The sequence below is a fragment of the Bradyrhizobium erythrophlei genome, from assembly GCF_900129505.1.
Lineage (GTDB): Bacteria > Pseudomonadota > Alphaproteobacteria > Rhizobiales > Xanthobacteraceae > Bradyrhizobium > Bradyrhizobium erythrophlei_D.
Window position 1 is genome coordinate 626,211 of sequence record NZ_LT670818.1, and the last position, 25,752, is coordinate 651,962.

A 25,752-nucleotide genomic window follows, 5' to 3' on the forward strand; every position below is an offset into this window, starting at 1 on the left:
GGCGCGGCCTAGCCTCGGTCACTTGGAAGCCGCAGCGTCCAGCGCCAGGTTCAGCGCCAACACGTTGACCCGGGGTTCGCCGAGCAATCCGGCAAGGCGGCCCTGGGTGTTTTCGTTAACCAAGGCGCGGACGCGATCCTCCGGCATATTGCGCGCTTTGGCAACGCGCGGCACCTGGAACAGCGCCGCATCCGGCGAGATATCGGGATCGAGGCCGCTCGCCGAAGTGGTGACGAGATCGATCGGAACGTCCGCCTTGGGATTCTCGGCCTTCAGCTTCTCGACGTCTTCCTTGACCCGGTCGTCCAGCGCCTTGCTGGTCGGGCCGAGGTTGGAGCCGCCCGAATTGGCCGCATTGTAGGGTGCGGGAACGGTCTTGGTGGAATCGGCCGGGTCCGGCGCCGTGGTCGCAGAGGGCCGGCCATGGAAGTATTTGTCGTCCTTGAATTCCTGCCCGATCAGGGCAGAGCCGACCACCTTGCCGTCCCGCTCGATCAGGCTGCCCTGCGCCTGCTTCGGGAAGATCACGCCGGCGATCGCGGTCATCGCGAGCGGATAGGCAAGCCCGGTGATCGCGGTCAACAGCACCAGGATCAGGATGGCGGGGCGAATTTCTTTCAACATGACAGGTCTCCGGTTTTTCCGTCCTTGCGAGCGAAGCGAAGCAATCCATGGCAGCAAGGAAAATGTGGATTGCTTCGTCGCTTCGCTCCTCGCAATGACGATTAAGGTTAGGCCAGGTGCAAGGCGGTGACGACGAGGTCGATCGCCTTGATGCCGATAAAGGGAATGATGATGCCGCCGACGCCGTAGATCATCAGGTTACGCTGCAGCAACGCGCCGGCACCGATGGCGCGATAGGCCACGCCCTTCAGGGCCAGCGGAATCAGCGCGATGATGATCAGCGCGTTGAAGATGATCGCCGACAGGATGGCGCTCTGCGGGCTCGCCAGATGCATGACGTTGAGCACGGCGAGCTGCGGGTAGAACGCCAGGAACATCGCCGGAATGATGGCGAAATACTTGGCGACGTCGTTGGCGATCGAGAACGTGGTCAGCGCGCCGCGGGTCATCAGCAGCTGCTTGCCGATTTCCACCACCTCGATCAGCTTGGTGGGGTTGGAGTCGAGATCGACCATGTTGCCGGCTTCGCGCGCGGCCTGCGTGCCCGTGTTCATGGCGACACCGACGTCGGCCTGCGCGAGCGCCGGCGCGTCGTTGGTGCCGTCGCCGCACATCGCCACCAGCTTGCCCTTGGCCTGCTCGTCGCGGATCAGCTTTAGTTTGTCCTCGGGCGTAGCCTGCGCCAGAAAATCATCCACGCCGGCTTCGGCGGCGATCGCCGCGGCCGTCATCGGATTATCGCCAGTGATCATCACGGTGCGGATGCCCATGCGGCGCAGTTCGGCGAAGCGCTCGCGGATGCCGCCCTTGACGATATCCTTGAGCTGCACGACGCCGAGCAGACGGCCGTCCCTGGCGACCGCCAGCGGTGTGCCGCCGGCCTTGGCGATTTCGTCCGAGATGGCCTGGATCTCGCGGGCGACTTCCGACATCGCCGGGGATTGCAGCCGAACCGTATTGCCCGACGCCACGGCGTGGGTGCCGCCGCCGACGTAGTTGAGGATCGCATCGACCGCGCCCTTGCGGACCGACGACGAACCGGCGTCGACGCCGCTCATGCGGGTTTGCGCGGTGAAGGGAATGAAGGTTGCCGCCAGCTCCGCCATGTCGCGGGCGCGGAGGCCGTATTTTTCCTTGGCCAGCACGACGATCGAGCGCCCTTCCGGGGTCTCGTCGGCAAGCGAGGCCAGCTGCGCCGAATCCGCCAGTTCCTGCTCGGTGACGCCGCGCACGGGCCGAAACGCGGTGGCCTGCCGGTTGCCGAGCGTGATGGTGCCGGTCTTGTCGAGCAACAGCGTATCGACGTCGCCGGCGGCCTCGACCGCGCGGCCGGACATCGCCAGTACGTTGAAACGCACCAGCCGGTCCATGCCGGCGATGCCGATCGCCGACAACAGCGCGCCGATCGTGGTCGGGATCAACGTGACGAACAGCGCCACCAGGATCACCACCGAAATCGAACCGCCGGCATAGGTCGCATAGCTCGGGATCGTCACGGTCGCGAACACGAAGATGATGGTGAGGCCGGCGAGCAGGATGTTGAGCGCGATCTCGTTCGGCGTCTTCTGCCGCTCGGCGCCCTCGACCAGCTTGATCATGCGGTCGATGAAGGTCGAGCCCTGCGCCGCGGTGATACGGACGCGGATCCAGTCGGACAAAACTTGCGTGCCGCCGGTGACCGCCGAGCGGTCGCCGCCGGATTCGCGGATCACGGGCGCGGATTCACCTGTTATCGCGGCTTCGTTCACGGAAGCCACGCCCTCGATCACTTCGCCATCGGAAGGGATGTTGTCGCCGGCTTCGACCAGCACGATATCGCCGACCTTGAGGCTGGTGCCGGGGACCAGACGATAGGTCTTGTCGGAACCGGAGAGCAGCTTGGCCTGGCTCTCGGTGCGGGTCTTGCGCAGCGACTCGGCCTGCGCCTTACCGCGACCTTCGGCGACGGCTTCGGCGAAATTCGCAAACAGCACCGTGAACCACAGCCACAGGATGATCTGGAAGGTGAAGCCGAGATTGGCGCCACCCGTCACCAGGTCGCGGATAAAGATCACCGTGGTCAAAGCGGCCACGACCTCGACCACGAACATCACGGGGCTCTTGATCATCAGCCGCGGATCGAGCTTTGCCACCGCCGAGCCGACCGCGGGCAGCACGATCTTCGGATCGAGCATCGCCGAAACGGTTCGCTTGTTCATTTTGACGACTTCCATGGACGTAACTCCGAAATGAGTTCGATCAGAACAGGGTATTGGAGAGCGACGCGAGGTGCTCGACGATCGGCCCAAGCGCCAGCGCCGGGAAGAAGGTGAGACCGCCGATGATCAGGATCACGCCGACCACGAGGCCCACGAACAGGCCGCCCGTCGTCGGCAAGGTACCGGCGGACGGCGGGATCGACTTCTTGCCGGCCAGCGAGCCGGCCATGGCCATTGCCGGCACGATCATGAAGAAGCGGCCGACGAACATCGCGCTGGCGAGCGTCAGGTTGTAGAAGAAAGTGTTGCCGGTGAGGCCCGCGAAGGCCGAGCCGTTGTTGCCGGTCGACGAGGTGTAGGCATAGAGCACCTCGGTGAAGCCGTGCGGGCCGGCGTTGGCCATCGAGGCGACGGCCGGCGGAAACACCACGGCGACCGCGGTCCAGCCCAGATACATCAGCGGCAGCACCAGGATCGCGAGCATCGCCATCTTGACCTCGCGCGCCTCGATCTTCTTGCCGACATATTCCGGCGTGCGGCCGACCATCAGGCCGGCGACGAAGATCGAGATGACGACGAAAATCAGCATGCCGTAGAGGCCGGCGCCGACGCCGCCGACGATGATCTCGCCGAGCTGCATGTTGATCAGCGGGATCATGCCGCCGAGCGCGGTGAAGCTGTCATGCATGGCGTTGACGGCGCCGCAGGAGGCGGCGGTGGTGATGACGGCGAACAGCGAGGAGGCGACGATGCCGAAGCGGACTTCCTTGCCTTCCATGTTACCGCCGGAAAGCCCGAGCGCATGCATCGCGGTGGTGCCGCCCGCTTCCGCCCAATAGGCGACGGCGACGCCCGCAATGAACAGCACGCCCATCACGCCAAGGATCGCCCAGCCCTGCTTCTGGTTGCCGACCATGCGGCCGAACACATTGGTGAGCGCGGCGCCGATCGCGAAGATCGAGATCATTTGCACGAAGTTAGACAGCGCGGTCGGGTTCTCGAACGGGTGCGCGGCGTTGGCGTTGAAGAAGCCGCCGCCATTGGTGCCGAGCATTTTTATCGCAATCTGCGAGGCCACCGGGCCGACGGCGATGGTCTGCTTGGCACCCTCCAGCGTGGTGGCGTCAACGTAGGCGCCGAGCGTCTGCGGAATGCCCTGCCAGACCAGGAACAGCGTATAGACGACGCAGATCGGCAGCAGCACATAGAGCGTGCAGCGGGTCACGTCGACCCAGAAATTGCCGATAGTGCGCATCGAGGAGCGGGAAAAGCCGCGGATCAGGGCCACCGCGAGTGCGATGCCGGTCGCCGCCGACAGGAAGTTCTGGTGCGTCAAGCCCACCATCTGCACCAAATAGGACAGCGTGCTCTCGCCGCCGTAGTTCTGCCAGTTGGTGTTGGTGATGAAGCTGATTGCGGTGTTGAAGGACAGGTCTTCGGCGACCGCCGATTGCTCCGCCGGATTGAACGGCAGCAAGGCCTGCAGCCGCATAAGGCCATAGATGATGAGGAAGCCGCCGACATGGAACAGCAGCATGGCGACCGTATAGGTCAGCCAATGCTGCTCGCGTCTCTCGTCGACACCGCCGACCCAGTATAGCCCTGCCTCGACCGGCCGCAGGACCGGCGACAGGAAGGTGCGCTCGCCGTTGAAGACGCGCGTCATGTAGAAGCCAAGCGGCTTGGCCAGCGCGACGATGATGGCGCAGAACAGAATGATTTGAATCCAGCCAATGGCGGTCATGGTGGTGTGCCTTTAGGAGTTACGCAGGGTTCGGTTGCGCGGGCGCGGTCAGAACCGCTCGGGCCGCAGCAGGGCGTAGGTCAAATAAAACAGCAGGCCCAACGAGACGAGACCGGCGAGCGAATAATCGAAGATCATGGTATCTCTCCCTAAAGCCGTTCGCAGGCGTAGGCGTAGCCTATGCCCAATACGAAGAGCCCAAAGCCGAGGGCCAGCATGACGACGTCCCACATGACAAAGCTCCTTGTCGCGCTTGTTCGATGCGCAGCCTGTGCGCGTTCTGGGGAAGGCGGCTTGCGATGGATCAATCGGAGGATCGAACGCGCGATCCTGGCCTTACCCGTATCAGTGGGGGTGAAGTGCCACCCGGCGCATAGGTTTTCGAGGCGGACGGGCAACAAATCTTATAGGAATTTCATAAATGCCCGCCGGCGTTAGGTTCGCCGGACGGCGTGGCGCGGCGTCCGGACCGCCCGGCGGGGTGCCTTGACGTCTTTATGATATCTTTATTTCTCGGGCCCTCGCCCCACCTCGTTTTCAAATGGCGCTTTGGCCATCTTGCAAGAGCGGCCGCTGCAAGCCGCCGCATCCCATGCGAGATCGACCATGCGCCTCGTCAGAGAACATCGTGATCCCCTCGTGCTCAGCGACCGGCTGCGCGACGCGCATGCCGTGACGCCCGGGCTGATGTCGGAAATTGTCGCGGCGGCGTGCCGGCATTTTCCGTCGATGGGACAGAGCGAAAAAACCGCGAGAATCGAACGGCTGATCGCCTCCGAAGCCTGGACCGATGCCGCGCTGGCGCTGATCGATCTGGAACTGCCGCTGTGGCAACTTCGCCGCATCGCCTATGACGAGGGCGAATGGTATTGCGCTCTGTCGCGCGAGCGCGAGCTTCCCGACTGGCTCGACCGGTCGATCGAGGTTCGCCACGCCGATCTGGCGCTGGCGATGCTGGGCGCGTTCGTCGAGGCCCAGCGCATCGCCGCACCTTCGAGCCGCCCGAGCGTTCCCGCCGTATCGCGCGACGCCAACCCGCTCCGCGAGCCAGTCTGCTGCGACAATTTCGGCTGACCCGCGAACCATCCGACGCCGGAGTTTTGTGTTGTGGCCCAGCTTCCGAATCTATCGCGCGAACTGCGACCGGCCCAGGTGCTCATCCGCTTCTTCGTGCGAATGAGCATCCTGCTCGCCTTTGCCGCCTTCGCCAGCATCGGCTTCGCCCGGGGCCTTGGCGCGCTCTTGTGGATGTCGATCGTCCTGTGCGCCGTCGTCGGCACCATGAGGCGCGAGCCACCATTCGGCGCCGCGCTCAACCACTGGGATGAAACGGTGGCCTATGCGGCCGTGTTCGCCCTGGTCAGCAGCTTCACTCATTCCGTCCCGGCCTGAGACAGTTTCGCCCGATCTTATACGGCGCTTATGAGATCGCTGCCCTGGCGCCCTCGAATTCATATCCGCAGCCGAAGATATTGGGCGCATGAGTAAGGGCGCCCCCCACCGCGCAAAACCATCCGAACATTCGCACACGAAGACACAGCGACGGATGAATCCGCGGCGCCGGAAAACACGCGCTACTCGCCAATAGAAGGATGACTAACGTGAAGCTCGTCGAACCTCCCTCGTGTAGCTCGCCATCTGCAATCGTCTTCATCGGCAAGAACAGCCGGGGCAACTGGGTCGCCCAGGAACAAAGCGGTCTCTATGGCGGCCTGTTCGTCAACCGCGCCCAGGCCATCAAATATGCGCTGTTCGAGAACGGCCATCGCCCCGAAACCATCGTCGAACTGTCGCGCGAGATCGAACTCGACATGGGCGACAAACTCGCCTCCCCCGCCGCCGGCAACCGGCGCGTCGCGTGATACATCGAGCGTCCGTCATTCAGGAGGGCCAGATGGGTCATTCCGCCTCCAACCGGGAACAGGTCATCGATACCATGATCGGCCTCACCCGCCTTTCCAGCCTGCATCGCGCCATCGTCGCCGGCCATGACAGCATGGAACTCTATCTGGCGCTGCGGCGGCGCGGGTTCGTACGCGTGGCCACCACCGCGACCTGCCGCATCCCCAAGCAGCAACACGCCGTCGGCCTGATCACGGGGCAAAACTCGCTTGCCGCCATTGAAGCAGCCCTGGCGCAGATCTCGCAATTCCTCAGCCGAAGCGCGGCAATCGCCGTCCTGATCGATTCCCGCGAAAGCGGAGTCTGCCTGAAGGTCCGCACCCGGCTGGAACAGATGGGCTTCCGGATCGAAGCCGGCGTGCGGTGCCAGCAGGGCCTCGTGCTCTCGGCCTACCGGCAGGGCTTCACCCAGATGGAAATCGCAGCGTGAACGCCGATGACCCACCCCGCACATCCCGCCCTTTGGCTTTCGGGCTATATCCCCGACCTGCCCACGCCTTTCGATGAAGCGGACAATCTCGATCTGGCGGCATTCGCACGGCTTTGCGAGCGCCAGATCGAAGCCGGCGTCTCGACGATCGTCGTCGGCGAAACCGCCGGCGAAGCCTCCACGCTGACGCCGGCCGAGCACGAGGCCATCGTGCGCGCCGCCGTCGAGATCGCGCGCGGCCGTGTCCGCATCATTGTCGGCGCCGGATCGAATTCAACCAGCCAGGCCATCGAGCTGACGCGGCGCGCCGAGGCCGCCGGCGCCGATGCGGTGCTCTCGGTAGTGCCCTATTACAACAACCCGATGCAAGCCGGCATCTACGCGCATTTCCGGGCGATCGCGGTCTCGACCTCGCTGCCCATCATCCTGCACGACGTTCCCTCCCGGACCATCCGCGAACTCTCCGACGACACGTTGGCGCGGCTGGCCAAATCCGCGCAGTTCATCGGATTGCGGGATGCGAGCGGCGATATCACCCGCCCCTTGCGCCTGAGGCCAAATCTGCCGCCGGGGTTTCGGCTGCTCTCCGGCGAGGACGTAACCGCGCTCGCCTTCATCGCCAATGGCGGGGACGGCTGCATTTCGATGGTATCGAATGTCGCGCCGGATCTGTGCCAGGCGATCCTCTCCAACTGCCGGCAGGGCCGATTGCAGTCGGCGCGATATTTGCAGAGCCGGCTGGAACCGCTGACGGCTGCGCTCGCCAGGGAAAGCCCCGCCGCGCTGAAATACGCGCTGTGCCTGCTCGGCTTCATGTCGCCCGCCACCCGGCTGCCGATCGTCGAACTGGCCGATGCGGATAAGGCCGAGGTCGCAAGCGCGATCGCCGCGATCGGCGACGAGGATATCGCCTGTCCGGTCGAGAACTGGCACGGCCGCCTTCTCACAGAAGCTGCCGCTTCGTCGTATAGGCGTTTTGAATGAGTTCAAGCGTTCCCGGAAACGAATGGCGCGCCAGGACCCCTGCGCGCCTGGCAATTGGCGATACTGCGCTTCGCCGTGACACTGGATAATGCCGACAGATTGGCCATCATGGCTATTGCGAGCGAGATCGACAGGCTTGGTCCCGAGCGCGACGGCAAGCCGGATTTTGGCTTTTTTCGCCGCACCAGTGCGGAGGTTTGCGCCGCCATTCTGCAGCCGAATGAACTTACGGCCACGTTGTTGCACCAATACCTTGCGCGAATTGACGATGGTCGCCTCAAGCGCGCCTTCGCAGGAGCCCTTGAAGCCGACCAAACGAAGACATCTCCGGTCACCGAGCCTTTCAGGCGCGATAGCCGATTGTGGAGAGGGCTTTCCTTGCCGGGTAACCCGTAACTCCAGCGGAACCGAAGCACGTCTGGAATCGCAGCGCGAATTCAGGTGCCGCTGGCGGGCGTGCGATCAAGAAGGTGCTTTTCACGCCATTTCGGTCCGGGGCCGCGCATGTAGTACCGGTGAGGCTGGTAGGCCCTGCGCGGCCCGTCCCAGGACGGACCGAGAAACGTCAGCACGGAGCTGACGATTTTGCGCAAGCTGGAAACCAGGAGGGATGCGGTTCGCGACATATGACGCCTCACGCTGACAGGAAGTGAAACCGAAAGGGCGGGCCGGCCGGCCTGTTCTTTCAGGGTTAGCGCTCGGCGGGGTGGGACTTGCCGGTCACCCAGCTCTCGCTCGATCGGTCGAAGCGGATCCCGCGAAGCTCGAGTTCGCGCTCCATGCGGCGCAGTTTCGAATTGGCGATCGCCTCGATCATAGTCCTGAAATAGCCGGTGACGTGCCGCAAGGCGTTGCGCGCGTGGACGCGCGCGCGCTTTCCCGGCGTCCGGCCGAACCGGTAGCCGTCTGCCGATCGGCTCCGGGCCATCAGATAGTCCCGGTAATCGTCGCCGTAGAGCAGATCCCGGAATTTGTCGTCGTTGGTCGGATAGTGAGACATCTTCGAACTCCACCGTCGGCCCGGATTAGGGGCATTGGGTCACGAAGATGCGGATGGCCGCGTAGGAAATCGAGGCGGCCCGCCGCTCTGTCTCATAGGCGCGGCATAAATGCTCCAAGTGGCGGCAGCGGCGCGACTTTCACTCACCGGCTTTTATATCTCTCCTATGAGAAGCAATGCCGCGCCGTCTCGCATTCCTATGGCCTCGTCGGCACATCATGGCCGTTAGAATCGTCAGGAGGCCGCCATGGCCGCGATCACCTTCAATGCCGCTCATCGGAAAGAGCAAGCCCGCAAACAGCTCGACGCCGCGCTCGCCGCTTACCGCGAGATGCTGGATCGCTTTGTCTCCAACCAGATGCGACAGGCCGCAGCCGAGGCCGAGCTGGCTCGCCCGCGCAAAGCCGCCGACGCGACATCGCCATCGAAAGCCCCGTCATGACCGCCGTGCAGCTGAAATGCCCAGATATGTCGCCACGGCAGGCGTCCGGACGTTCGACCGCCGCGGTCGCACGAGAAGGCGCAACCGTCACCGCGCCGTTTCGGCCGCTCGATCCCGACATCGTCAGCGAGGCGATCCCGGCATTCTTCATCGGCCGCAACAAGGAGGGCTTTTGGGTCGCCCGCGACGTCAATGGGCGGATCGGCGGTATCTTCCTGCGCGAGAGCTCCGCCCTGTCCTTTGCAAGAAAGCATAGCGGGGCCGCTGGCTGCGCAACCGTCTATCTGTCCGAGCGATTCGAACTCGATCTGGAAAACCAGGGCAATCCCCTGGTCGTGAAGCTTGCATCGCTGATCGCCTTTGCGAGGCATCCGCGTGCGCAACTCACCGCCCTCATCGGCAAGATGACGGGAGCGATCAGGCGATCGACGAAGGATTGCTGAATGACGATGCTGACGCACACGCGCGGCCCGTTCGAACGCGCTGCCCATTCATCGGCACGCCCATGTCCGGGCGGCGCGAAGGGCATCTGGCGGCGAACAAGCGCTTTCTTGCCGGCGTCCTGATAATCCTGGCGGCGGGGACCGCTGTCGCCGCCATCATGGCGCTGAAGATCGCGATCTATCTGCCGCGCTTTATCCATCATTGACGCAAGGCGGCTGTTACGCGCGTCTCCACCGGGCCTGGGGGCGGCACCGCCGCCCAGGCTTTGCGTGCATTTTTTATGTCGACTATCAAGCGCGGGCGGCTTCCCAACGGAATTCCGATGGTGACGCGCCCCGGTTGATACCTTTATACTTCGGGGCGACGCGGTGATTTAACGGTTGCGAAGGCTCGCTTTGCCTGCCAAGGAGGCAAGCTGCGCTTGCGTCGCGCGGAGATACTTGGGGGATACGATGAAGCCTGGCGGTGCAGACCTGTGACGACGCTGGATCGGATTCTCGACACGGCGGCGGATAATCTCAGAGTCGCAAAGATTCTGGTCCAAATGGGCCTCGACCCCAACAACATCACATACGACGCGTTGTTTAATCGCCTTCTGGAGATTTTGCTCGCCAATATCACGCTCGCCAACATGTTTGCCCTGGTCGGCGCCGTCTTCTTTGTCGCCACCTTGCTGACACAGACCATGGTGCCGCTGCGCGTCGCGAACATGATCGGTTGCGCATTCTTCGCCGTCTTCGGCGCGCTCACGGGAGCCATCACGACCTTCCTGTTGTATCTGCTGATGGTTCCCATCAATGCGTATCGCCTCCGTCAAATGCTCGTCCTCATCAAGAAGGCGCGCAGCGCAACGCAGGGCGATACGTCGCTGGAATGGCTCAAGCCGTTCATGACCGAGCGCAAATATCGCAAGGGCGATGTTCTGTTCAAAAAGGACGATGCCGCCCACGAGATGCTGCTGACCGTCACCGGAAAATTCCTGGTGAAGGAAATTAGCGTCGAACTTCCACCGGGCCAACTGATGGGCGAATTTGGTTTTCTGACGCCCGATAACCGACGAACCGCGACGATCGAATGCATCGAGGATGGTCATGTGCTGACTATCGCTTACGAAAAGCTGCTCGAAATCTACTTTCAGAACCCGCAATTCGGCTATTACTTCCTGATCCTGACCAGCCAGCGTCTGCTGGAAAATATTGCGCGGCTCGAAGGGATTGTCGCGCAAAACAAGGCCTTGCAGCAGGCCGCGGCTGCGAGCGGCTCGAACTGAGCCTCGGCATACAAGCGCCGGGTACGCGCGAAGCTATTCCGCCGCAGTCCGCATTTCGGCCTTTTCGGCCCTGACCGCGCAGAACTTGAATTCCGGAATCTTGCCGAACGGATCGAGCGCCGGATTGGTCAACAGGTTGGCGGCGGCTTCCGCGTAGCAGAACGGCATGAACACCATGTTCTCCGGCACGTCGCGATCGGAGCGCACCTTGACCTCGACGGCGCCGCGCCGGGTTTCCAGCCGGATCAAATCGCCGGGCCAGACCTTGAGGCGTCGCATGTCCTTGGGCGACATGAACGCCACCGCCTCCGGCTCGATCTGGTCGAGCACGCTGGAGCGCCGCGTCATCGAACCGGTGTGCCAGTGTTCGAGCACGCGGCCGGTGGAGAGCACCATCGGGTATTCGTCGTCGGGCACTTCATCCGGCGGCAGCACGCGCGCCGGCACGATCTTGCCGCGGCCGCTCTCGGTCGGAAACCCCGTGGTGAAGATGATCTCGTTGCCGGGTTTGTCGGGATCGTCGACCGGATAGGTCACCGCGCCCTCGCGCACCAGCCGCTCCCAGGTGATGTTCTTCAAGGACGGCATCACCTCGGTCATCTCGGTGAAGACGTCGGCCGGCCCGCCGTAATTCCAGGGCAGCCCCATCCGCCTGGCGATCTCCTGGATGATCCAGAGATCCTGCTTTGCGTCGCCGGGCGGTTTTATCACTTCGCGCGCCAGCTGCACGCGGCGATCGGTATTCGTGAACGTGCCGGACTTTTCCGCGAACGCCGAGGCCGGCAGGATCACGTCGGCATGGAACGCGGTTTCGGTGACGAACAGGTCCTGCACCACGAGATGCTCGAGTTTCGCCAGCGCCTCGCGGGCGTGCTGCAGATCGGGGTCCGACATCGCGGGATTTTCGCCCTCGATATACATGCCCGTGATGTCGCCGGCATGGATCGCGTTCATGATCTCGACCACGGTCAGGCCGCGCACGGGATCGAGGTCCTGGTGCCAGAGCTTTTCGAAGGGTTCGCGCAGATCGGTGCGCCCGACCGGCTGGTAGTCCGGCAGGAACATCGGAATTAGCCCCGCGTCGGACGCGCCCTGCACGTTGTTCTGGCCGCGCAGCGGATGCAGGCCCGTGCCGGGGCGGCCGACCTGGCCGGTGATGAGCGCGAGCGCGATCAGGCAGCGCGCATTGTCGGTGCCGTGAACATGCTGGCTGATGCCCATGCCCCAGAAGATGATCGAGGATTTGGCGCGCGCATACATCCGCGCCACTTCGCGGATGGTTTCCGCCGGGATGCCGCAGATCGGCTCCATCTTCTCCGGGGTGAAATCCCCGGTGCGCGCCTTGAGATCCTCAAAACCCTCGGTATAGCCGGCGATATATTGCTCGTCGGTGAGGCCCTCGCTGATGATGGTGTTGATCATCGCGTTCAGCATCGCGACGTCGCTGCCGGCCTTGAACGCCAGATGCGTGTAGGCATGGCGCGACAGCGCCTGCCGGCGCGGATCCATCACGATCAGCTTGGCGCCCTTCTTGGCCGCGTTCTTGATGAAGGTCGCGGCGACCGGGTGGTTCACGGTCGGATTGGCGCCGATCACGATGATGACTTCGGCGTCCAGGGCGGCTGAGAACGGCGCCGACACCGCGCCGGAATTGAGGCCTTCCATCAATGCTGCGACTGAGGAGGCATGGCACAGCCGGGTGCAGTGATCGACATTGTTGGAGCCGAAGCCGGTGCGCACCAGCTTCTGGAACAGGTAGGCCTCCTCGTTCGAGCCTTTGGCGGAGCCGAAGCCGGCCAGCGCTTTTACGCCCTTGGTGTCGCGGATTTTCACAAGCCCCTTGGCCGCGATATCGAGCGCCTCTTCCCAAGACGCCTCGCGGAAATGCGTGAACGGATTGGCGGGATCGACCTGGTCGTTGGCGTCCTTCTTCACGTTCGGCAGCCGCACCAGCGGTTTAGTCAGGCGATTGGGGTGATGGATGTAGTCGAAGCCGAAGCGGCCCTTGACGCAGAGCCGGTTGTGATTGGCCGGGCCGTCGCGGCCCTCCGCGTAGATGACTTTCTCGTCCTTGACCTGATAAGTGACCTGGCATCCGACGCCGCAATACGGACACAGCGAGTCGACCTTCCGGTCGGCATACGTGACGCGGGTCTGGTTCTCGTCCAGCATCACCGCCGGCATCAGCGCGCCGGTCGGGCAGGCCTGCACGCATTCGCCACAGGCCACGCAGGTCGATTCCCCCATCGGATCGTCGAAATCGAACACGATCTTGGATTCGTGGCTGCGATAGGCCATGCCGATCACGTCGTTGACCTGAACCTCACGGCAGGCGCGCACGCACAGGCCGCACTGGATGCAGGAATCGAGATTGACCCGCATCGCCGGATGGCTGGCGTCGCCATCCCAGCGCTCGGCGGCCGGGAAACGGCTTTCGGTTACCTCGACCTTTTCGGCCCAGTGCCAGAATTTCGAATCCGGATCGTGCGAGGTCTCGCGCGCCGGCTGATCGGCGACCAGAAGCTCCATCACCATCTTTTGCGCCGCCACCGCGCGCGGGCTCGCGGATTTCACCTTCATGCCGACGTTCGGCGTGCGCTTGCAGGAGGCCGCCAGCACGCGCTCGCCTTCGATCTCGACCATGCAGGCGCGGCAATTGCCGTCGGGCCGGTAATCGGGTTCGGGCAAATAGCACAGATGCGGGATTTCCTGGCCCTGGCGCTTTGCGACTTGCCAGATGGTCTCGCCGTTGACGGCTTCGACCTGCTTGCCGTCGAGTTCGAACTGGATCTTGGTCATTCCGCGGCCTCTTTCGGCAGGAACTCATCCGGGAAATATTTAATCACTGACGTCAGCGGATTTGAGGCCGCCTGGCCGAGGCCGCAGATCGAGGCGTCGCGCATCGCCTGGCTCAATTCCTCGAGCAATTCGCGGTTCCAGACCGGCTTCTGCATCAACAGCGCCGCCTTCTGGGTGCCGACCCGGCAGGGCGTGCATTGGCCGCAGCTCTCGTCCTCGAAGAAACGCATCAGGTTCAATGCGGCGCCCTTCACGCTGTCCTGCTCGGACAGGATGATGACAGCGGCGGAGCCGATGAAGCAGCCATATTTCTCCAGCGTGCCGAAATCGAGCGGGATGTTGTCCATCGATGCCGGCAGGATGCCGCCGGAGGCGCCGCCCGGAAGATAGGCATGGAAGGTGTGGCCTTCAGCCATGCCGCCGCAGAATTCGTCGATCAATTCGCGCACGGTGATACCGGCCGGCGCCAGCTTCACGCCGGGATTCTTCACCCGCCCCGACACCGAATAGCTGCGCAAGCCGTGGCGCTCGTTGCGGCCGTGGCTGTTCCACCAGCCCGCGCCCTTTTCGACGATGTCGCGCACCCACCACAGCGTCTCGATATTGTTGATCAGCGTCGGCAGTCCGAACAACCCGACCTGGAACGGATAGGGCGGCTTGTGCCGCGGCAGTCCGCGCTTGCCCTCGATGCTTTCCAGAAGCGAGGATTCCTCGCCGCAGATATAGGCGCCGGCGCCGCGCCGCATATGCAGCACCGGACCGCCCGGCGGCAGTTTTGCAATTTCACGGTCCAGGATCTCGCGCGAGGCCGGATATTCGTCGCGAATGTAGATGTAGACATCGGACGCCTCCACCACATGCGCGCCAATCAGCGTGCCCTCGAGAAAGCGATGCGGATCGGTTTCGAGATAATAGCGATCCTTGAAGGTGCCGGGCTCGCCTTCGTCACCATTGATCGCCATCAGTCGCGGCCCGGGCTCCCCCAACACCGCGCGCCACTTCCGTCCCGTCGGAAATCCGGCGCCGCCGAGCCCGCGCAGGGACGCGTCGTCGAGCGCTTTCAGCAGATCTTCCTTCTTCAATTCGCCGGAGCGCAGGCGCTTCAAGAGCGTGTAGCCGCCGCCTTTCACATAGGCGTCGTAATCAACATAGTTGGGCAAATGCGCGTGGGTATCGCCGCCCTTCGCCGCGGCCAGCACGCCTGGGACGCTGGCGTGGTCGACGAAGTGATGGCCGACCTCGGCCGCGGGCGCGGTGTCGCAGCGGCCGACGCAGGGCGCGCGCACCACGCGAATGCCGGGGCCGGCACTGTCCTGCAATTCAGTCAACAACTTTTCCGCGCCGAGCATCGCGCAGGTCAGGGAATCGCAGACCCGAATGGTCAGCGGCGGGATATTGGCCTCGCCTTCCTTCACCACGTCGAAATGCGCGTAGAAGGTCGCGGTCTCGAATACTTCCGCAAACGACAGCTTCATCTCGTCGGCGAGGGCGGCGAGATGGGCGGCGGAGATCTGGTGATATTTGTCCTGGATCAGATGCAGATGCTCGATCAGGAGGTCGCGCCGCCGTGGCCGGTCGCCGAGCAGGAACTCGATCTCGTGGGCCGCGGTGGGATCGATCTGGCGTCCCTTGGGAGTCGATTTGGCCCGCTTGCGTCCCTCGCCGGGATGTTCGAACGCGCGGACCTGTTGCACATCATGACTCATTGGGACGTCTCGTTGCTGGCCTTATCCCGGTGACTCTAATCATTGGTATGCCACATGCCAAGGGAGAAAGCTGCTGCAGGAATAATGATTTAAGGGGCACGCAGCCCTCGCTGTCATGCCCCTCGAGCGGCTGCGATATATCGGTCGCAGGGCTTCAGGTCTTGCCCATGCAGTCTTCGATGTAGAACCAGCGGTCGTCGCCCGCGAGCCCCTTCGACTTCACCTCTTTGCGGCAAGCCTTCAGCTTGGGCTTGTTCGCGCTCCATTTGACCTTCATGTCCTTCAGCTTCTCCATCGTCAGCTTCATTTTCGAAGGTTTCGCGGCGGCCGGCGCCGGCGTGGCCGCCGGAGCCGTGGTCTGGGCCGAAGCCGTATGCAGGCTGCCCGCGACAAGCAGCATGGCGGCGAGACAAACACTGGTGCGAAGCATGGGAATCCCCTCAAGACTCATTTGATTAATCGAAAAGGCGTCGGACCGCGGGACGACGGTGGCCGTCCCGCGGGATAATGCGCAGCGGATCAGAAGATCTTGATCGCGCTTTCCAGGGTCTTCCAAACGCCCCAGGCCAGGGGAACGCCGACAAAGGCCCAGAACAGCGCCGCCTTGACGTCGAGCCCGCCCTTGCCAATGCCGAACGAGCCGTGCTGGACCGCCGCCTCGCGCTTGGCACCCGCCGCCTGCAGCCTGGCGACCTCGTCGGCGCTCATGTGCCATTTGTGATCGACCGGCTTGATCAGGAAGTTGCAGATCAGACCGGCGATCAGCATGGCGCACAGGATGTACATCGTGGTGTTGTAGAGCTGGTCGCGCGGCACCCCGGCCTGGAGCTGGAACTCGCGGATGTAGTTCACCACCACAGGACCGATGATGCCGGCGGTCGACCACGCCGTCAGCAACCTTCCGTGAATGGCACCCACGAACTGGGTTCCGAACATGTCGGCCAGATACGCCGGCACGGTGGCGAAACCGCCGCCATACATCGACAGGATGATGCAGAAGGCGCCGACGAACAGCAGCTTCGAGCCCATGGTGGCGAAGGTCGGCGCCAGCGCGTAGAGCGCGATGCCGATCAGGAAGAAGCAGTAATAAGTCGCCTTGCGGCCGATATGATCCGACAGCGACGCCCAGAAGAAACGGCCGCCGATGTTGAACAGCGACAGCAATCCGGCAAAGCCGGCCGCGATACCGGCGATCGCGACCTTCTGGTCAGCCGACAACTGGCCGAAGGTCAGGTTCGGCAATCCGATCAGCTTGCCGGCAAAGATCTCCTGCAGCATCGGCGAGGCCATGCCGATCACGCCGATACCCGCCGACACGTTCAAGCACAGCACCCACCAGATCAGCCAGAACTGCGGCGTCTTGTGCGCGTTGTCGAGATGAACGTGATGCTCCGAAATCATCGACTTTTTCTCGCTCGGCGGCGTCCAGCCGTCGGGCTGCCAGCCGGCCGGAGACACGCGATAGGCGAAGGCGCCGATCGTCATGAACACGAAATAGATCACGCCCATGGTAGCGAAGGTCTGCCAGACGCCGACATCGGTCGACGTCTTGAAGTAGTTGATCAGCAAGTTCGCCAATGGCGCGCCGATCATGGCGCCGCCACCGAAGCCCATGATGGCCATGCCGGTCGCCATGCCGCGACGATCCGGAAACCATTTGACGAGTGTCGACACCGGCGAGATGTAGCCCAGTCCGAGACCAACGCCGCCAATCACGCCGGACCCGAGCCACAGCAGCCAAAGCTGATGGATGTAAATTCCGAGGGCGCCGAGCAGCAGGCCGCCGCCCCAGCAGCACGCGGCGACGACGCCGGCCTTGCGCGGCCCGACGCGCTCGAGCCAACCGCCCCAGATCGCGGCGGAAACGCCGAGCAGCACGAAGAACAGGGTGTACATCCAGCCAAGGCTCGCCACCTTCCAGTCGCAGCTGGTGGTGAACAGCTCCTGCACCAGCGACATGTCCGGGCACGCTTTGCTAGCGGTGATCCCGATCGCGCGCGACAGCGGCAACCAGAACACGGAAAAGCCGTAGGCCATGCCGATGCACAGATGAATGCAAAGTGCCGCCGGGGGCACCAGCCAACGGTTGAAGCCGGCTTTCGCAACCGTATGCTCGCGATCGAGAATCCCCTCGCCGCCACGAGACATCGTGCCGGCGCTATCAAGTGTAGCCATTCAATCCTCCCCTACAGCTGCCCCGCGCAGGGCACGTCTGTCGCGTCCATGATCCACTATCTTAAGTTCCATTACCCCGTGCAAGCTTCTGCCTTGCTGCTCCGCACCATTCCGAAATGCGCCGGTCCCCCAGCGCGCATTCGAAGTTTCCAACACCGTGAGAGACCGGATATGCCGCTCGCCGCTACCCGACCCGGGTTCAACCCAGGATTGCGTGTCATATTACCGGAAAGCACCGCTCTCTCAGGCCCACAGAGAGGCGAGATTGGGCAGAAGCTCCATTCTGTGTCGATATGGCAAATGGTAGCGTGGCTCAGCCTGTCCCCCCAGCCCAGTGCAGCAAGCCAAGGGATCATGTCCAGATTTTGTTCCCGCAACCACGGAAAACTAACCATTTGCCTTTTCAATCAGATCATCTGCTTTTCTTATTAAAAAAACGATCTGCGACTCGCCCCGCTCGATGGCCTCGACCCTGTCGCCGGTTTCCCGAAGCAGATTGGGGATGTCGATCACCGACAGCGGATCGGTGCAGCGAACTTCCAGAAGGTCGCCCGGTTTCAATGCCTTCAGTGCCTTGCGCGTCTTCAGGGCCGGCAGCGGACATTTGAGACCGGTGAGGTCGAGTTTTGTCGTGGTCATATGCACCATAGATGGCGGAGTGGACCGGCATCGTCAACGGAGATGGCCTGGGACCGACCGCACGGCCTGTTCGGATGACGGTTACTTGACAACCAATACCGGACAAGCGGCCAGTTGGACAATGCGATCGGCGCGGCTGCCTATCATGCGCTCATACAATGCGGAATGTCCGGTCGCACCGATAACCAGCAGATCGGCGCCAATCTCGTCAACCAGGTCCACAATCATGCGAACCGGATGGCCGCTCACGAGGTGGACCTGTAGTTTTATGTCGCTTTGCTCGGCACGAAGGCGCGCGCGCTCGACCACTGGACGGAAACGGCGCGCGGCTATTCCCTTGGCTTCTCGCACCTCCTCGATGTACTCCGGCATTTGCGGGATCTCCTCGACGCAAACCAGATGAAGCGCCGCGGCGTTTTGTCTGGCCATTGCAATCGCCAGTTCGAGTGCTTTGACGGCCGGTTCCGACGAAACATGCGGCGAGGACTGTCTTTCCATATTTGGTTCTGTTGAAGCCAAATTCGAGCATTACGGCGTAAACGACCGCCACCGAGGTTGTCGACATGGCAACGCCCGCGAGCCAACTCGGCATCGGCTCCCAGCCCAGCACGAAATAGGCGGCAGCGGCGCATCCCAGAAATGGAAAGAAGAAGCTCGCGAGACCGACCGCTGCGGCCTCCTTCCATTTCAGCTTGAAAACGGCGGGGTCGAGTTCGGCGCCACCCGGTGTCAGCAAGAAGCGGTCAATCCGGGCAGCTTTTTGGATACGAGCTTTCGCAGATCACGCAGCAAATCGTCGCCCAGCTCCGAAAGGCCGTTGATTTCCTTTTGCGCCTCGATTGCGTGTTGTTTGCGCGACTCCGTTGCTTCCTGCTTGGTCGAGGCAAGCGCGTGCAGGTGCCCGGTCAGGCTTCCGGCACATGTGAAGAAATAACTAATCTGTCGCTGAAGCGAAGCGTCGAACAAATCCAATCGATCCGCATTTGATTCGTAAATCGAGAACCTGGGCAAGGCAAACGTGCCGAGTTCGTCAAGATTTTCCTCGGCCCCTGTCGCCATATCTTCAAGCTTCCGAACCTCTTCAAAGCGCTCCATACCATCTATCAAGGCTGCGATCTCTCCGATCAGAGCTAACGCAAGGCCTCGTCTCGAACGCGCACGTCCAAAGAGAAGCATGGTTTCCTCCCGCTTGGGTTCTTTGGTGACCTGAGCGCGCGCGGGAGCGAGCTCAGTGTAACTTAACAGCAGTCTACGCCATCGGCATAGCGGCAGTTGGCGGCGTCGCGTTCGCCGGACGCAAGACTGCGTAAACCATCCTTACATATCAACCACAATGGAGGCTGGGACGAATGTCTGATCCGGGGTCGACGACCCGACGGGCAAATCACCTGGGCGATTTATCGACCCCTCTGTCCAGCCCCTTTTGAAAAAATATTCTGATTTTCAGAAATAGCAAATCAGTCCATATAGTCGCCGTCCCGTTCCTCGGAGGGGCGTTGCGCAACGTCACGAAACGCGGAGCGGGATGCGGTGGCCGCTGGAAGCGCTAAAGACGAGAGCGCTTTCTCGCGGACGGCGAAGTCGTATGGTCCTGACGCCTCGACGCTGGCGTCAAGTTCTTGAGAAGCAAGCTTCTCAGGGATGACGGTGACAAAAAAGCCCGATCGCCGGGGAGAGTACGACATAAGCCGTAAAACCATTGCGCGGGGAATGCCGGGTGTTTCCCGGTGTGACCTGACTAACGCGTGTGCTCTTTGCTTTCTACCATCGCACACGCGGCTATCGGGCGCATCGGGCGCCCGGCATTCCCTGCGCCCTCTCTGATGAGGAGGGCGAATATTTTTTCAAAAACTCGGGTGCTTCGCGCCGCGAGATAGCGGTCCTGTGCGTGTCATTTTATCCGCTGTTTAGGCTTCGTCGCGTTCGTGATTTTGAGCCGGCTTGCGGCCTTGCGATCGAGAAGGCGACCTCCATGCACAATTCACATCAGGCTGGCATAACCGAGGAATCCGACCGTCTGGCCCGGTTCGACTTGCGCAATATCCTCGCCGAGCTCAACCAGCCCGTCGGTGTCGACCAGCGACGACAACAGGCCGGCGCCCTCGCGCGGAAATTTTGTCGCCTCGAGCACACCGTCTGTCGCGCGGCGCAGGCTGGCCCGGACATATTCGCGGCGGGCGATCTTCTTCTTGTAGGCAAAGGCCGCGCGCACCGGCATCGGAACGATCGGCTGTTGCAGGGCTCCCGCCAGCGCCAGCACGGTCGGCCGCACCACATGGACGAAGGTGACAAAACTCGCGACCGGATTTCCGGGCAGCCCGATGAACGGCGTGCCGCCGATGATTCCCATCGCCACCGGACGGCCGGGTTTGATGGCCATGCGCCACAGCACCAGCCGCCCCGCGCCTTCAACGGCGGCCTTGACGTGGTCCTCCTCGCCGGTCGACACGCCGCCGGTGGTCAGGAGCAGATCGTGGCTGTCCGCCACCTGCTTCAGGCCCCGCGCCAGCGACGCGCGATCGTCGCTGATAATGCCGAGATCGCTGATCTCGCAGCCGAGCCGGCCCAACATCGCCATCAACATGAAGCGGTTGGAATCGAACAATTGCGCAGGTCCGCGCTGAGCGCCCGGCGACACCAGTTCGTTGCCGGTCGAAAACACCGCGACCCGGATCCGCCGCGTCACATCGATTTCGGTCAGGCCGAACGCCGCCGCCAGCGCGACATCCTGCGGCCGCAGCCGCCGGCCTCGCGCGAGCGCGGCAGTCCCCATCGGAATGTCCTCGCCGGCGGGACGGACATTGGCACCGGGTTTCAGGCCCGCCGGGAGCACCACCCAGCCCTCGCTGTCGAGCCGCACGTCCTCCTGCATGAACACGGTGTCGGCGCCCTCGGGCATCGGCGCGCCGGTGAAAATCCGCACCGCATGGCCGGGCTGGATCGCCTCGCTTGCCGACGCGCCGGCCTGAATTCGCCCGGCCACGGCAAAGGCCGCCTCCGCCCCCTTCGGCAGATCGAGACTGCGCACCGCATAACCATCGACGGCGGAATTGGTAAACGGCGGCAGCGGCAGCGGGGCCGCAATGTCGCGCGCGAGAATCCGCCCGTCGGCCGCGTTCAGCGCCACCGTCTCGAGCTCCTCAACCCGCGTGACCCGCGCGGCGATGAGCCCGACGGCCTCATCGACCGACATCATTGGGCCGCCGAAGGCAAAGCAATCGTCGGACAATTGCGCCATGATTGTCTCAGCTTTCGCCGGCGCCGCGCGCCAGCAGTTCTTCGAGCGACATCGCCGATCCCAGCATCATGGCGGCGACGGCCGCGATGTCATCGAGATGGGCAACCGGAAGCGCGGTTTCAACCGCGGCATCGGTGGCGATGCCCGCGATCGCGGGATCGCCCGGGAACAGCAGCGGCTTGCCATTGGCAGCGCGATGCACCTCGATCTTGCGATGCGGCTCGGCCTTGAAGCCTTCGACGATGACCAGATCGACCGGCGACATTTTCTTCAGCAATTCCGGCAGACGCGGCTCGGCGGCCCCGCGCAATTCATGCATCAGGGCCCAGCGGTTGGCGGAGGACACCAGCACCTCGGTGGCGCCGGACTGGCGATGCACCCAGGAATCCTTGCCCGGCACGTCGACGTCGAAATGGTGGTGGGCGTGCTTGACGACGGAAAGGCGCAATCCGTTGCCAAGCAACAGCGGGATGACCCGCGACAACAGCGTGGTCTTGCCGGCACCGCTCCACCCGGCGAGGCCTATCACTTTCATCTTGATCTCCAGGCCACTTATTCTCACACCACCGCGGAACCGGGCTAGGTTTTGCCTCTGCGTGCTTTATATCGGCTAACAGATAATGTCATGCTAGCTTGCGAGCGATGATGAAGATCGACAAAACCCCCGTTCCCCTGATTGTCCCGGACCCGCACGACCCCCGGCTGACCGAACGCGTCGCCGGGACCGATCAGACCGGCGCCACTGTCGAGATCAACGTGCCGGTGGAACGGCCGCTGACGCTTTACCTGAACGCGCAGGAGATCGTCACCATGATGACGATCGGCGATTATCCGGAATATCTGGCGCTCGGCTATCTGCTCAATCAGAACATGCTGAAATACAACGACGTCGTCACCGAGGTCGAATATGACGACGACCTGCAGGTGGTGGTAGTGCGCACCGAGCATCACACCAATTTCGAACAAAAACTGAAGAAGCGCACGCAGACCTCGGGCTGCGCGCAGGGCACCGCGTTCGGCGATCTGATGGAGGCGATCGAAAGCGTCGCACTGCCGAACGCCGAGCTGCGCACCTCCTGGCTCTACCAGATGACGCACACCATCAACACCATGCCCTCGCTTTATCTCGAGGCCGGCGCGATCCATGGCTGCGTACTGTGCAAGCAGGGCACGCCGCTCTGCTACACCGAAGACGTCGGCCGCCATAACGCCGTCGACAAGATCGCGGGCTGGATGTTCCGCCATGACGTCGATCCCGCCGACAAGATCCTCTACACCACCGGACGGCTGACCTCGGAGATGGTGATCAAGACGGTGCGGATGGGAATTCCGATCCTGATTTCGCGCTCGGGTTTTACCGCATGGGGCGTTGACCTCGCGCGGCAGGTCGGACTGACCCTGGTCGGGCGCGCGCGGGGAAAACGCTTCATCGCACTGTCGGGCGAGGCACGCATCGTCTACGACCAGGACCTCGCCTATGTCGAGGAAGAATCCGCCCGTCACAAGCGCAAGGGCAACGACCGTGACGAATAGTTTTCCGCCGACATCAAGCGACGCGCCGGCGACGTCAAGGGACGCGCCGGCAACGCCTGGCGTTTTACTGGCCGGCGGGCTGGCGCGGCGGATGGGCGGTGGCGACAAGCCGATGCGCACGATCGGCGGCCGCACCATCCTCGAACGCGTGATCGCGCGGCTGAGGCCGCAATGCGATGGGCTGATTCTCAATGCCAACGGCGATCCGGCGCGCTTTGCCGGTTTTGGTCTGCCCGTGATCCCCGATTCAGTTGAGGATTTTCCGGGACCGCTCGCCGGCATTTTGGCAGGCCTCGACTGGACCGCAGCCAACCGGCCGGAGGTCGCGTGGGTCTTGAGCGCGGCGGCCGATTGTCCGTTCCTGCCGCGCGATCTGGTCGCGCGGCTGCACGAGGCGCGCGCCGGGGAGAATGCGCAGCTCGCGGTGGCGGCGTCCGACGGCCAGTCGCATCCGGTGATCGGATTGTGGAGCGTGGCGCTACGCGAGGAACTCCGCCACGCGCTGGTCGTGGAAGATATCCGCAAGATCGACCGCTGGACCGCGCGCTACCGGCTCGCCACCATGACCTGGCCGACCACGCCGCTCGACCCGTTCTTCAACGCCAATACGATGGACGACATCGCGGAGGCCGAACGGCTGGCGGCGCTGGATGGAGGGTGAACGCTACGCCTTGCGAAACCCCGCCCGCTCCAGTGCCGTGCGGCTTTCTTCCGACGCCAGCGCCCGCAGGAATGCCTGCACCGCGGGGCGATTCTTCCGCGCCGTCACCAGCGCAAAATCGTAGTGCTCTTCCGCGAGCGGAATGAAGCCGAGGCCTGCTTCATGCGCGACCGGCGCGATGGTCATGCCCCAGTCGGCGCGATGCTGCGCGATCGCGGCGGCGACCGCGTTGTGCGACTTCGGCTGATTCCAGTAGCCGTCCGGCCGCGCCTCGCTGACGAGCCGGTCGATCAGGATGCGCGTGCCCGCGCCCTGGTTGCGGTTGACCATGATGCAAGATGGGTCGGCGAGCGCGGCGCGCACCGCTCCCTGCGCGTCCAATCCCGCAAACCGCGCATCGCCCCTGCGAAACACGATGCCCTGCATCCGCCGCCACCCCGGCACCAGTTCAAGGCCCTCACCAAGAAAGGGAACGTTGTAGGTCCCGGTCCTTTCATCGAACAGATGAATCGGCGCGAAATCGCATTCGCCGCGTTTGGCGGCGGCGAGGCCGCCGAGACTGCCCACCGCGATCGACCGCACCATGATTCCCGCATGCGCAAGCCCCGCCGTCACCAGATCGAGCCCAGTGCAGTGGCTGCCGACGATGACGAGATCGGGCACGCGCACATGCGGCGTGAACAGCGTCACCTCGGCCTCGGTGCCGGCCGGCATCTGGTCGGCCAACGCGTCGATCTTCAAAAAACCGTCGGCCTGCGCGAACGAGGTGATCGCGCCGCTTCCCTTGCCGGAGGGATAGGCGATCAGGCCGTCGGTGCCGTCGACCAGCGACACCATCACGAATTCGGTGCGGCCGAGTTCGGAGCCGATCCGCACCGGGACTTTTGCCATGACCTTGGCGTCCGAACGCGGCGGCAGGCCCGCCATCCGCCGCAGCACCGGCACGATCATGTCGTGGAAGGTGAACATCGCGGAAGTCGGAAACCCCGGCAGGATCACCACCGGCTTGCCGTCGCAGACCGCGAGACACAGCGGCTTGCCCGGTTTCAGCGCCACGCCATGGGCGACGATGCCGGGCTTGCCGAGTCGGGCGATGATGCGGTGGGACAGGTCGCCCGCGCCTTTCGAGGTGCCGCCCGACAGAACCAGCATGTCGCAGGTCTCAAGCGCGTTGCGCATCGCGGCTTCGAGTTTTTGCTCATCGTCGGCAACGGCACCGAGAAAGTTCGCCTCGCCGCCATTCTCGTTCACCGCCGCCGCGACGATGGCGCCGTTGGTGTCGTAGATCTCGGCAGGGGCCAGCGGCCGGCCCGGCTGCACCAGTTCGTCGCCGGTGGAGATCACGGCGACGCGCGGCCGGCGCGCGACCACGACTTCCGCGATCCCGCAAGCCGCGCACATGCCGATCTCGCGCGAGCCGATCACGGTGCCGCTGCGCAACAGCGCCTCGCCGCGCGCGATGTCGGAGCCGGCATAGGACACGAATTGGCCAGGCGAGGCGGCGCGGCGGATCTCGATCGCGCGGGCGCCCACGGGCTGGGTATGTTCGACCATGACGACGGCGTCGGCGCCGCGCGGCAGCGGACCACCGGTCGCGATGGACGTCGCCGTTCCCGACAGCACCGGGCGCGTCGGCGCGGTACCGCAGGCGATGACTTCTTCGTTCAGCTTGACGCGGACCGGCCTGGCTTCGCCGGCCGAGACGAGATCGGCGGAGCGCACCGCGAACCCGTCGACATTGGAGCGGTCGAACGGCGGCACGTCGATCGGCGCCACGATATCCTGCGCCAGCGTGCCGCCGAGCGCATCCGCAAGCTTCCGCCGCTCGCCTGGAACCGGCCGCGGAAACAGCGCAGCCTCGAACCGCGCCAGCGCGTCTTCGCGCGACAGGATGGTCAGGAACTGGTCCTGATCCATCGGATCGCGGTCTTTCGGCAACGGCGCATTGGTCATGGCGGGAACC

At 63.5% G+C, this 25,752-nt stretch carries 28 protein-coding genes and 1 pseudogene; 12 read left to right on the forward strand and 17 right to left on the reverse strand.

All coding sequences use genetic code 11. The annotated features are described in order from the left end of the window. Positions 1-18: 18 nt before the first annotated feature. From B5525_RS02915 to B5525_RS02930, 4 genes are all read right to left on the reverse strand, one after another. On the reverse strand, positions 19-624 hold the full coding sequence (locus B5525_RS02915) for a K(+)-transporting ATPase subunit C (RefSeq protein ID WP_079564571.1): 606 nt from the start codon (positions 622-624) through the stop codon (positions 19-21). A gap of 107 nt (positions 625-731) precedes the next feature. Beyond that, on the reverse strand, positions 732-2,837 hold the full coding sequence (gene kdpB, locus B5525_RS02920) for a potassium-transporting ATPase subunit KdpB (protein WP_079564572.1): 2,106 nt from the start codon (positions 2,835-2,837) through the stop codon (positions 732-734). Between the two features lie 25 nt (positions 2,838-2,862). After that, on the reverse strand, positions 2,863-4,566 hold the full coding sequence (kdpA, locus tag B5525_RS02925; protein ID WP_079564573.1) for a potassium-transporting ATPase subunit KdpA: 1,704 nt from the start codon (positions 4,564-4,566) through the stop codon (positions 2,863-2,865). Positions 4,567-4,614: 48 nt separating this feature from the next. Further along, a complete protein-coding gene (locus B5525_RS02930; RefSeq protein ID WP_016846764.1) occupies positions 4,615-4,704 on the reverse strand; it encodes a K(+)-transporting ATPase subunit F in 90 nt (29 codons plus the stop codon). Positions 4,705-5,172: 468 nt separating this feature from the next. On the opposite strand from B5525_RS02930, the gene B5525_RS02940 reads away from it, so the two are divergent. The 6 genes from B5525_RS02940 (at position 5,173) to B5525_RS02965 (ending at position 8,278) form a co-directional block, all read left to right on the forward strand. Then, positions 5,173-5,640, forward strand: coding sequence for a hypothetical protein (locus B5525_RS02940; protein WP_079572863.1), 468 nt, complete (start codon positions 5,173-5,175; stop codon positions 5,638-5,640). A 33-nt stretch (positions 5,641-5,673) separates the two neighbouring features. Then, positions 5,674-5,958: a hypothetical protein gene (locus tag B5525_RS02945; RefSeq protein WP_079564575.1), complete on the forward strand. Its 285-nt coding sequence runs from the start codon at positions 5,674-5,676 to the stop codon at positions 5,956-5,958. 209 nt (positions 5,959-6,167) lie between these two features. Next, complete coding sequence (locus B5525_RS02950) at positions 6,168-6,428, forward strand: hypothetical protein (protein WP_079564576.1); 261 nt, start codon at positions 6,168-6,170, stop codon at positions 6,426-6,428. Between the two features lie 32 nt (positions 6,429-6,460). Next, entirely contained in the window at positions 6,461-6,898 is a 438-nt protein-coding gene (locus B5525_RS02955) for a hypothetical protein (protein WP_079564577.1), read from the forward strand. A gap of 6 nt (positions 6,899-6,904) precedes the next feature. Beyond that, on the forward strand, positions 6,905-7,882 hold the full coding sequence (gene dapA, locus B5525_RS02960) for a 4-hydroxy-tetrahydrodipicolinate synthase (protein WP_079564578.1): 978 nt from the start codon (positions 6,905-6,907) through the stop codon (positions 7,880-7,882). 54 nt (positions 7,883-7,936) lie between these two features. Next, the gene (locus B5525_RS02965) at positions 7,937-8,278 is read left to right on the forward strand and encodes a hypothetical protein (RefSeq protein WP_079564579.1); all 342 of its coding nucleotides are present in this window, start codon (positions 7,937-7,939) and stop codon (positions 8,276-8,278) included. Between the two features lie 41 nt (positions 8,279-8,319). Here B5525_RS02965 and B5525_RS43530 read toward each other — a convergent pair whose 3' ends face one another. Further along, the gene (locus tag B5525_RS43530; protein ID WP_154073033.1) at positions 8,320-8,508 is read right to left on the reverse strand and encodes a hypothetical protein; all 189 of its coding nucleotides are present in this window, start codon (positions 8,506-8,508) and stop codon (positions 8,320-8,322) included. Positions 8,509-8,573: 65 nt separating this feature from the next. Further along, on the reverse strand, positions 8,574-8,882 hold the full coding sequence (locus tag B5525_RS02970; RefSeq protein ID WP_079564580.1) for a hypothetical protein: 309 nt from the start codon (positions 8,880-8,882) through the stop codon (positions 8,574-8,576). Positions 8,883-9,129: 247 nt separating this feature from the next. Between B5525_RS02970 and B5525_RS02975 the strand changes: the two genes are divergently transcribed. The 4 genes from B5525_RS02975 to B5525_RS02985 all read left to right on the forward strand — a co-directional run bounded on the left by B5525_RS02975 (position 9,130) and on the right by B5525_RS02985 (position 11,038). Next, complete coding sequence (locus tag B5525_RS02975) at positions 9,130-9,324, forward strand: hypothetical protein (protein ID WP_079564581.1); 195 nt, start codon at positions 9,130-9,132, stop codon at positions 9,322-9,324. Next, entirely contained in the window at positions 9,321-9,767 is a 447-nt protein-coding gene (locus B5525_RS02980; RefSeq protein ID WP_079564582.1) for a hypothetical protein, read from the forward strand. The genes B5525_RS02975 and B5525_RS02980 overlap by 4 nt, the downstream gene beginning before the upstream one ends. 62 nt (positions 9,768-9,829) lie before the next feature. Further along, on the forward strand, positions 9,830-9,973 hold the full coding sequence (locus tag B5525_RS43535) for a hypothetical protein (RefSeq protein WP_154073034.1): 144 nt from the start codon (positions 9,830-9,832) through the stop codon (positions 9,971-9,973). A gap of 270 nt (positions 9,974-10,243) precedes the next feature. Continuing rightward, entirely contained in the window at positions 10,244-11,038 is a 795-nt protein-coding gene (locus B5525_RS02985; RefSeq protein ID WP_244567816.1) for a Crp/Fnr family transcriptional regulator, read from the forward strand. Positions 11,039-11,071: 33 nt separating this feature from the next. On the opposite strand, the gene fdhF is transcribed toward B5525_RS02985, so the two are convergent. The 10 genes and pseudogenes from fdhF to mobB form a co-directional block, all read right to left on the reverse strand. Beyond that, positions 11,072-13,837: a formate dehydrogenase subunit alpha gene (gene fdhF / locus B5525_RS02990; RefSeq protein ID WP_079564583.1), complete on the reverse strand. Its 2,766-nt coding sequence runs from the start codon at positions 13,835-13,837 to the stop codon at positions 11,072-11,074. Next, complete coding sequence (locus tag B5525_RS02995) at positions 13,834-15,543, reverse strand: NADH-ubiquinone oxidoreductase-F iron-sulfur binding region domain-containing protein (RefSeq protein ID WP_079564584.1); 1,710 nt, start codon at positions 15,541-15,543, stop codon at positions 13,834-13,836. Before B5525_RS02995 ends, fdhF begins: the two co-directional genes overlap by 4 nt. Positions 15,544-15,697: 154 nt before the next feature. Next, entirely contained in the window at positions 15,698-15,973 is a 276-nt protein-coding gene (locus B5525_RS03000; RefSeq protein ID WP_079564585.1) for a hypothetical protein, read from the reverse strand. Between the two features lie 89 nt (positions 15,974-16,062). After that, positions 16,063-17,718, reverse strand: coding sequence for an OFA family MFS transporter (locus B5525_RS03005; protein WP_079564586.1), 1,656 nt, complete (start codon positions 17,716-17,718; stop codon positions 16,063-16,065). Positions 17,719-18,105: 387 nt separating this feature from the next. Beyond that, positions 18,106-18,357 (reverse strand): sulfurtransferase TusA family protein, encoded by a 252-nt coding sequence (locus B5525_RS03010; protein ID WP_079572865.1) that lies wholly within the window; start codon positions 18,355-18,357, stop codon positions 18,106-18,108. A gap of 81 nt (positions 18,358-18,438) precedes the next feature. Next, entirely contained in the window at positions 18,439-18,855 is a 417-nt protein-coding gene (locus tag B5525_RS03015) for a universal stress protein (protein ID WP_079564587.1), read from the reverse strand. Between the two features lie 34 nt (positions 18,856-18,889). Further along, positions 18,890-19,093 (reverse strand): annotated as a pseudogene (locus B5525_RS03020) (cation:proton antiporter); the annotation flags it as partial. Next, positions 19,087-19,533 (reverse strand): hypothetical protein, encoded by a 447-nt coding sequence (locus B5525_RS03025; protein ID WP_154073035.1) that lies wholly within the window; start codon positions 19,531-19,533, stop codon positions 19,087-19,089. The pseudogene B5525_RS03020 and the gene B5525_RS03025, both read right to left, overlap by 7 nt. An 805-nt stretch (positions 19,534-20,338) precedes the next feature. Then, positions 20,339-21,595, reverse strand: coding sequence for a gephyrin-like molybdotransferase Glp (gene glp, locus B5525_RS03035; RefSeq protein WP_079564590.1), 1,257 nt, complete (start codon positions 21,593-21,595; stop codon positions 20,339-20,341). A gap of 7 nt (positions 21,596-21,602) precedes the next feature. Further along, on the reverse strand, positions 21,603-22,130 hold the full coding sequence (gene mobB, locus B5525_RS03040; RefSeq protein WP_079564591.1) for a molybdopterin-guanine dinucleotide biosynthesis protein B: 528 nt from the start codon (positions 22,128-22,130) through the stop codon (positions 21,603-21,605). A gap of 107 nt (positions 22,131-22,237) precedes the next feature. On the opposite strand from mobB, the gene B5525_RS03045 reads away from it, so the two are divergent. Then, a complete protein-coding gene (locus tag B5525_RS03045; RefSeq protein ID WP_079564592.1) occupies positions 22,238-23,128 on the forward strand; it encodes a formate dehydrogenase accessory sulfurtransferase FdhD in 891 nt (296 codons plus the stop codon). Between the two features lie 91 nt (positions 23,129-23,219). Further along, complete coding sequence (gene mobA, locus B5525_RS03050) at positions 23,220-23,789, forward strand: molybdenum cofactor guanylyltransferase MobA (protein ID WP_244567993.1); 570 nt, start codon at positions 23,220-23,222, stop codon at positions 23,787-23,789. Between the two features lie 3 nt (positions 23,790-23,792). Here the strand turns inward: mobA and B5525_RS03055 are convergent, their stop codons facing one another. Further along, complete coding sequence (locus B5525_RS03055) at positions 23,793-25,742, reverse strand: molybdopterin biosynthesis protein (RefSeq protein ID WP_079564594.1); 1,950 nt, start codon at positions 25,740-25,742, stop codon at positions 23,793-23,795. Positions 25,743-25,752 lie beyond the last annotated feature (10 nt).

Excerpts from the sequence above, each read along its gene's own strand:
- B5525_RS02915 (WP_079564571.1), bottom strand. The coding sequence starts at position 624 with ATGTTGAAAGAAATTCGCCCCGCCATCCTGATCCTGGTGCTGTTGACC.
- kdpB (WP_079564572.1), bottom strand. The coding sequence starts at position 2,837 with ATGGAAGTCGTCAAAATGAACAAGCGAACCGTTTCGGCGATGCTCGAT.
- kdpA (WP_079564573.1), bottom strand. The coding sequence starts at position 4,566 with ATGACCGCCATTGGCTGGATTCAAATCATTCTGTTCTGCGCCATCATC.
- B5525_RS02930 (WP_016846764.1), bottom strand. The coding sequence starts at position 4,704 with ATGATCTTCGATTATTCGCTCGCCGGTCTCGTCTCGTTGGGCCTGCTG.
- B5525_RS02940 (WP_079572863.1), top strand. The coding sequence starts at position 5,173 with ATGCGCCTCGTCAGAGAACATCGTGATCCCCTCGTGCTCAGCGACCGG.
- B5525_RS02955 (WP_079564577.1), top strand. The coding sequence starts at position 6,461 with ATGGGTCATTCCGCCTCCAACCGGGAACAGGTCATCGATACCATGATC.
- dapA (WP_079564578.1), top strand. The coding sequence starts at position 6,905 with ATGACCCACCCCGCACATCCCGCCCTTTGGCTTTCGGGCTATATCCCC.
- B5525_RS43530 (WP_154073033.1), bottom strand. The coding sequence starts at position 8,508 with ATGTCGCGAACCGCATCCCTCCTGGTTTCCAGCTTGCGCAAAATCGTC.
- B5525_RS02970 (WP_079564580.1), bottom strand. The coding sequence starts at position 8,882 with ATGTCTCACTATCCGACCAACGACGACAAATTCCGGGATCTGCTCTAC.
- B5525_RS02975 (WP_079564581.1), top strand. The coding sequence starts at position 9,130 with ATGGCCGCGATCACCTTCAATGCCGCTCATCGGAAAGAGCAAGCCCGC.
- B5525_RS02980 (WP_079564582.1), top strand. The coding sequence starts at position 9,321 with ATGACCGCCGTGCAGCTGAAATGCCCAGATATGTCGCCACGGCAGGCG.
- B5525_RS43535 (WP_154073034.1), top strand. The coding sequence starts at position 9,830 with ATGTCCGGGCGGCGCGAAGGGCATCTGGCGGCGAACAAGCGCTTTCTT.
- fdhF (WP_079564583.1), bottom strand. The coding sequence starts at position 13,837 with ATGACCAAGATCCAGTTCGAACTCGACGGCAAGCAGGTCGAAGCCGTC.
- B5525_RS02995 (WP_079564584.1), bottom strand. The coding sequence starts at position 15,543 with ATGAGTCATGATGTGCAACAGGTCCGCGCGTTCGAACATCCCGGCGAG.
- B5525_RS03000 (WP_079564585.1), bottom strand. The coding sequence starts at position 15,973 with ATGCTTCGCACCAGTGTTTGTCTCGCCGCCATGCTGCTTGTCGCGGGC.
- B5525_RS03005 (WP_079564586.1), bottom strand. The coding sequence starts at position 17,718 with ATGGCTACACTTGATAGCGCCGGCACGATGTCTCGTGGCGGCGAGGGG.
- B5525_RS03010 (WP_079572865.1), bottom strand. The coding sequence starts at position 18,357 with ATGACCACGACAAAACTCGACCTCACCGGTCTCAAATGTCCGCTGCCG.
- B5525_RS03015 (WP_079564587.1), bottom strand. The coding sequence starts at position 18,855 with ATGGAAAGACAGTCCTCGCCGCATGTTTCGTCGGAACCGGCCGTCAAA.
- B5525_RS03025 (WP_154073035.1), bottom strand. The coding sequence starts at position 19,533 with ATGCTTCTCTTTGGACGTGCGCGTTCGAGACGAGGCCTTGCGTTAGCT.
- glp (WP_079564590.1), bottom strand. The coding sequence starts at position 21,595 with ATGGCGCAATTGTCCGACGATTGCTTTGCCTTCGGCGGCCCAATGATG.
- mobB (WP_079564591.1), bottom strand. The coding sequence starts at position 22,130 with ATGAAAGTGATAGGCCTCGCCGGGTGGAGCGGTGCCGGCAAGACCACG.
- B5525_RS03045 (WP_079564592.1), top strand. The coding sequence starts at position 22,238 with ATGATGAAGATCGACAAAACCCCCGTTCCCCTGATTGTCCCGGACCCG.
- mobA (WP_244567993.1), top strand. The coding sequence starts at position 23,220 with ATGGGCGGTGGCGACAAGCCGATGCGCACGATCGGCGGCCGCACCATC.
- B5525_RS03055 (WP_079564594.1), bottom strand. The coding sequence starts at position 25,742 with ATGACCAATGCGCCGTTGCCGAAAGACCGCGATCCGATGGATCAGGAC.